At 63.2% G+C, this 285-nt stretch carries 1 pseudogene; it reads right to left on the bottom strand.

Going from position 1 to position 285, the window contains the following annotated elements:
* Positions 1–285: pseudogene (locus PQQ53_RS35035) on the bottom strand (threonine ammonia-lyase, biosynthetic); the annotation flags it as partial.

Genomic DNA, 285 nt, shown 5'->3' with positions numbered 1-285 from the left:
CCGGTACACCGGGTTTTGCGTCTCTTCCCAGTTCGGATAGCCGAGCGTGGCGAGAAAACGTTCGAACGCTTCGGTCTCGCTCGCGGGCACCTGGATGCCGACGAGGATCGAGCTGTAGTCCGCGCCCTGGTTGCGATAGTGGAACAGACTGATGTTCCAGTTCGGCGCCATCGACGACAGGAACTTCATCAGCGCGCCCGGCCGCTCGGGAAACTCGAAGCGGAACAGGCGTTCGTCATGCGCGAGCGGCGAGCGGCCGCCCACCATGTAGCGGATGTGCTGCTT

It is taken from the genome of Paraburkholderia strydomiana (assembly GCF_046030495.1).
Lineage (GTDB): Bacteria > Pseudomonadota > Gammaproteobacteria > Burkholderiales > Burkholderiaceae > Paraburkholderia > Paraburkholderia strydomiana_A.
The sequence above is the reverse complement of the archived record's forward strand: the minus strand, read 5'-3'. Positions and strand labels throughout refer to the sequence as shown.